Source organism: Streptomyces sp. NPDC048496 (genome assembly GCF_043200055.1).
In the GTDB taxonomy this organism is placed as follows: domain Bacteria; phylum Actinomycetota; class Actinomycetes; order Streptomycetales; family Streptomycetaceae; genus Streptomyces.
In genome coordinates, this window is sequence record NZ_JBICXB010000109.1 from 1 (window position 1) to 5,275 (window position 5,275).

A 5,275-nucleotide genomic window follows, 5' to 3' on the forward strand; every position below is an offset into this window, starting at 1 on the left:
CCAGGGGCTTCACTCATGTCTGACGCCGAGTCACCATCCCGCCGTCCAGCATCATCACGCGCCGCAACCGTCAGGTTGCCGAGAAGACTTCACTGCGTCACGTGTCCTGCACGTGCCATCGACAGTCGGCGTATTAGCGTGGCAGCGATGGGGGTGGTCCGTTCGATCAGGGAGACGCACCGATGGCCACGCTCGTCGCGGTGAATGTCGGGATGCCCAGGGATGTTCCCTGGAAGGGCCGGGAGACGCATACGGGTGTATGGAAGCATCCAGTCACGGGCCCGCGGATGGTCAGGAAGCTGAACATCGACGGAGACGGCCAGGGCGACCTCACCGGTCACGGCGGGTCGTACCGGGCAGTGCTGGTATATCAGGTGGACTCCTATCGGTACTGGCAGCAGCACCTGCACCGCAACGATTTCACTCATGGCCAGTTCGGTGAGAACTTCACCGTGGACGGACTGCCCGACGACGAGGTGTGCATCGGCGACCAGTACCGCATCGGCGATGCGTTGTTCGAAGTCACGCAGCCCCGGGTGACGTGCTATCGCGTGGGTCTTCGCATGGACGAACCGCAGATGCCCGCGCTGCTGGTCGCCCATGGACGCCCCGGCTTCTATCTGAAGGTGCTGGCCGAGGGGGTCGTCCAGGCCGGAGACGAGATCGTCAAAGTCTCCACGGGGCCGGAAGCCATGACCGTCGCGGAGGTCGACGCCGTCCTCTACAGACCCGGGCGTTCGCGCTCCCAGGTGGAGCGGGCGCTCCGCATTCCCGCGCTCAGCCCCGGCTGGAAGACGTCCATGCAGTCGCTCCTGGACGACTACGACTCGAAGGGCTGGTCAACAGGCAATACGGGAGGCAATACGGGCCTGACCGCTGCCGCGAGCAGCCCGCCGCCGGCCTGGCCGGGCTTCCGTCCTCTGGCGGTCACGCGCATCGCCCCCGAGAGCAGGAGTATCTTTTCCCTCACTCTCGCCGCCACCGACGGCAGTCCGCTTCCACCAGCGCTGCCAGGCCAGTTCGTCACAGTCAGGATGCGTCCCGACCCGCAGGGCGCGCCGGTTATTCGCAGTTACTCCCTGTCCGGGCGCCCAGGGGACGCTCACTACCGGATCAGCGTCAAGCAGGAACCCCATGGCGTGGGTAGCAGCTACTTGCATCAACACGTCGTGGTCGACGACGTTCTCGATGTGGCTGCCCCGCGAGGCACGTTCACCCTCGACAACAACGAGGCAGCCATCGTGCTGGTCTCCGCCGGCGTCGGGGCCACCCCGGTGCTTGCCATGCTCCATGCGCTGGCCGACAACCATGATCCCCGCGCGCTGTGGTGGGTGCACGGAGCTCGGAACGGCGCCGAGCATCCTTTCGCCGAGGAGGTGCGCACCCTGATGTCACGCCTGCCGTCCGGCCGACGGCATGTCTCGTACAGCAGCCCACGCGACGACGATCGTCTCGGCGACGACTACACCTCCACCGGTCGGCTCACCGCCCAGCATCTCGAGCACCTTGGAATCCCGGAGGACGCCAACGCCTACATCTGCGGTCCGGAGGCGTTCATGGACGACATGACACAAGCACTGGTGGGCTGCGGCCTGGCCCCTGGGCGGATCCACACAGAGACCTTTGGATCCGTGACCGCGATGACGCCCGGAGTGGTTCCGACCGATGCGCAGGCTCCCCATCTGCCCGCCCATCCGCCTGGACCGGGTACTGGCCCCTCCGTCGCTTTCGCCCGCAGCAGCCTGACCGTTCCCTGGGACCCCGGCTACGACACACTCCTGGAACTCGCCGAGGCATGCGACGTCCCAGTGCGGTGGTCGTGCCGCACCGGTGTCTGTCACACCTGCGAGACGGCAGTCGTCTCCGGCGGTGTCGACTACGCTCCTGACCCCATCGACCTGCCGGCCGAGGGCAACGCGCTCATCTGCTGCTCACAACCGCGCGAGGATCTCATCCTCGATCTGTGACTCCCTCTCCTGCCGCCTCGCCACCACCCGCGCCGAACAGCAGATGATCAGCTGACCAACGGCTTTCTGGGCACGAGACAGGTCGGCATGTCGGTGATTCGCCGACGATTCCGGGGCATCAGCCGACCTCTAAGGTCGCTTTGTCGGGACTGGCTGAAGTGTCGGCCAGCGAGAGAGCATTCGTCGTCGGAAACGCCAGACACGACAGGAACTTGAAGAGCCATGGCCAGCCTGAGGAACGAGTCGATGTCGGCCTGGGTAGGGCCCTGCCATGGGGGAAGTACCCCAACGTCCTCCGGACGGGCGGTGGCATGCAGCCGTGCCAATGCGGCTGCGTAGTCGACGATCCAGTCGCTGGACGGGCGTTGGTGATCCAGATGCTCCAGCACCAGCACCCGCTCGCCGGGATCGGTGGCCAGCAGCGCGGGCACCACGGGCATTTCAGCTCGGGCGGCTAGCCGCAGCGCTGCCACCTCGCGGGCGAATCGCTCGTCGGCATCGGGGCCGTCGACGATCTGCTTCACCACTGCCGATGTCTCTGGCAGCTCGACGCGCCACACACGCGAGCGCGGGCTGCTGCCCAGTCTGCGAGAGCGCCTGGGTGATCCCAGCTCGGCCCGTAACTCGTCCCCGAACGTCAGTCGCGACCACATGGGCCCATCCTTCCACGCGGCCGAAACGAACGTGTGGCTACTGCGAGCAACCAGCCGTCCTGCTTCAAGTCGCCCAGGACCAGCATGCTGCAGCACACGCCGCCGCAAGAGCGGGTAGACAACCGGGACTGCCGTCGGGGTGCTGCCAGCTCTCATCAACATTCCGGGGCAAGATCGACGAGTGGTGCCGCGATGCGCCAACAATCGATGTTGCTTTTCACCTACGAAGCCAGGCGTCCGGTGTGAGCCAGATGAGGAGCGAGCCGCCGTCCAAGGAGTGACGGGGCCGGTGTGACCGACTGAGGTCGGTTCGATCACGGCAGTGATCTCCTCATGACCAGTACGATGCACGCCGTCCGGGCCCACCGGCGGGGCGGCCCCGAACAATTCGTCTACGAGTCGGCCCCATGCCCAGAACCGACCACCGGCGAAGTGCTCGTCGCGGTGTACGCCGCCTCCATCACCGCCGGCGAACTCGAATGGGACGCCAGCTGGACCGACAGCCTTGACGGGACGGGGCGCGACCGAACGCCGACCATTCCCTCGCACGAGGTCTCCGGCGTTGTGGCCGCAGTCGGCGCCGGGGTGACCGATCTCGCTGTCGGCGACGAGGTCTACGGGTTGATCCCCTTTACCCGCGACGGTGCGGCAGCCGAGTACGTTGCCGTTCCCGCAAGGATGCTCGCCGCGAAGCCGTCCCGGTTGGATCACGACCGCACGGCGGCTGTACCGCTCGCGGCCCTCACCGCATGGCAGGCGTTGGTCGACCATGCCGAGCTGCAACCGGGACAGCGCGTCCTGGTTCACGGCGGCGCCGGCGGTGTGGGCACCTTCGCCGTGCAGATCGCTACGGTGCTGGGCGGGCGTGTGACGGCCACCGCTTCCGCGCGTGACATTGACTTCGTCACCACGCTCGGCGCGCAGCGGGTCATCGACTACCAGGCCGAACGGTTCGAGGGCGTCGTGCGGGAGGCCGACGTGGTGCTCGACCTGGTGGGCGGAGAAACACAGGACCGCTCCTGGGCGACGCTGCGGCCCGGCGGAACCCTCATCAGCATCGTGCAGCCTCCGGACCCTGAGAAGGCCGCCGCCCACGAAGTTCGCGCCCTGTTCTTCATCGTCGAACCCGACCGGGCCGGTCTGGTGGCCATCGCAGAACTGATTGACGAGGGCCGGCTGACGCCGGTGGTGGACCGCGTGGTGCCACTTACCGAGACCCGCGCGGCCTACGAGGTACTTGTGACCGAGCACCCGCGCGGCAAGGTTGTCCTCCATGTGAACGGCAACCGGAGCCCCTAGGCTCTGACCCCAACCGCTTCCAGGCGGGCGATCATGTTGTTGAACTGTTCGTCAGGCACGAGGAACACGTAGTGCTGCGACTGGATCGGCTCGTCACGCTTCTCGTAGTAGTCGTGTCGCGGCGTGCTCACCTTTGTCACCGTACCTGCCGCGCGGTCGGGTGCTCCCAGGACCCGGTTCGGCTGGACTCCTTCGTCGCGTCATGCTTGACATGCGGCTTCACCCCGGACGTTCGGCCGCTGGCACCCGAACCCTACCGAGGGAGTCGTCGTACCTGAACTGCCATCGTTCGCGACATCGGTTCAACTGGGGCGGCCTGGCACCGCGTCGCTCTGAGACTGATGGAGGCGGACTTCCGGCAGATGGTACTGAGGGAGGGCAACCGCGACATCTTCCGGCTCAGGCGTGAAGTGTCGGAGCCGGGGCATGCAGCGCCCCCGGCCTCGCACCTGACCTGTGCCACCGGCCCCTGCACACGGCTCCGGCACACGCCGACCACCCGCTGGAGGACCTGTGCGACGACATCGAGATGCCCGAGCGGCTGCGGGTGGACCACGGCTTGCAACGCGGCGGCGCCCTCGGCCCCGGGCCGGCAGCCCCGAAGGAGGGGTACCGGAGAGCGTGCGCGTGGTATTGCTCATGAACCACGCGTGTCCTGGTCAGCGTGTCCTACGGGTTTTCCGGGCCCGCTTCGCCGGCTGCTGAGCAGGGTAGCGATCGGCAGGGCTGCCGCCAGGCCGCTCAGCAAGGCTGCGGCGAGGGCGCCCAGGATGGCGGGCTGGTCGGCGAATGCGATGCCGATCGCCGCCAGGGCGGGCCCCGCGTTGCGTACTGCGGTGACGCCTCCCATGGCGGTGCGGCGCACTGGCGGCCCTGTGGACAATAGTGTGCCGACGGCGAAGGCGGCGGCTGCGAGGACGAACCCGGCCAGCAGCGTGAGTGAGCCGAGCAGCGCGACGACGTCACGCCAGTTGCCGACCAGCATGCCCGCCAGCACGATCAGGAATGTCACATTCGAGACCGCGGCCGCGGTGGGGTGCCACGCTTGTGCGGTGAGTGCCGCGTAGCGGCGCAGCAGCAGGCCGATGACGAACGGAACGAGCTGCCGGAGTGCCACAGTCTGTACCAGCGCCCCCACGTCGAGGGAGATGCCTTTGCCGACCTTGGCGGCGGTGAGGATGCCGTTGACGGTCGGGGCGAAGGTGAGGCTGCCGATGGCGGCAAGCAGCACCTGCACGGCCCCGGCTGCGACGACGTCGCCTTTTTGGGCTCTCCTGCCGTATGTGTGGGTCATTGGGTTGCGAGTTGACGGCCGGGGAGGGTGGGTTTGTCTCCTGCGAGCGTGAGCATGACGAG

At 67.3% G+C, this 5,275-nt stretch carries 4 protein-coding genes and 1 pseudogene; 2 read left to right on the forward strand and 3 right to left on the reverse strand.

Features of this window, described 5'->3' with window-relative positions:
- Window positions 1–182 precede the first annotated feature (182 nt).
- Entirely contained in the window at window positions 183–1,967 is a 1,785-nt protein-coding gene (locus ACGFSA_RS34730; RefSeq protein ID WP_393310112.1) for an MOSC domain-containing protein, read from the forward strand.
- Window positions 1,968–2,014: 47 nt separating this feature from the next.
- Here ACGFSA_RS34730 and ACGFSA_RS34735 read toward each other — a convergent pair whose 3' ends face one another.
- Window positions 2,015–2,494 carry a phosphotransferase gene (locus ACGFSA_RS34735; protein WP_393310114.1) on the reverse strand — a complete coding sequence of 160 codons (480 nt, stop codon included), beginning with the start codon at window positions 2,492–2,494 and terminating at the stop codon, window positions 2,015–2,017.
- A 558-nt stretch (window positions 2,495–3,052) separates the two neighbouring features.
- On the opposite strand from ACGFSA_RS34735, the gene ACGFSA_RS34740 reads away from it, so the two are divergent.
- Window positions 3,053–3,919, forward strand: coding sequence for an NADP-dependent oxidoreductase (locus tag ACGFSA_RS34740; RefSeq protein ID WP_393310116.1), 867 nt, complete (start codon window positions 3,053–3,055; stop codon window positions 3,917–3,919).
- Between the two features lie 5 nt (window positions 3,920–3,924).
- Here ACGFSA_RS34740 and ACGFSA_RS34745 read toward each other — a convergent pair.
- Window positions 3,925–4,032: pseudogene (locus tag ACGFSA_RS34745) on the reverse strand (VOC family protein); the annotation flags it as partial.
- A 524-nt stretch (window positions 4,033–4,556) separates the two neighbouring features.
- Window positions 4,557–5,213, reverse strand: coding sequence for a hypothetical protein (locus ACGFSA_RS34750; protein WP_393310118.1), 657 nt, complete (start codon window positions 5,211–5,213; stop codon window positions 4,557–4,559).
- Between the last annotated feature and the right edge of the window lie 62 nt (window positions 5,214–5,275).

What these genes read in the sequence shown, in the direction of transcription:
- ACGFSA_RS34730 (WP_393310112.1), top strand. Translation starts at nt 183, where the DNA reads ATGGCCACGCTCGTCGCGGTGAATGTCGGGATGCCCAGGGATGTTCCC.
- ACGFSA_RS34750 (WP_393310118.1), bottom strand. Translation starts at nt 5,213, where the DNA reads ATGACCCACACATACGGCAGGAGAGCCCAAAAAGGCGACGTCGTCGCA.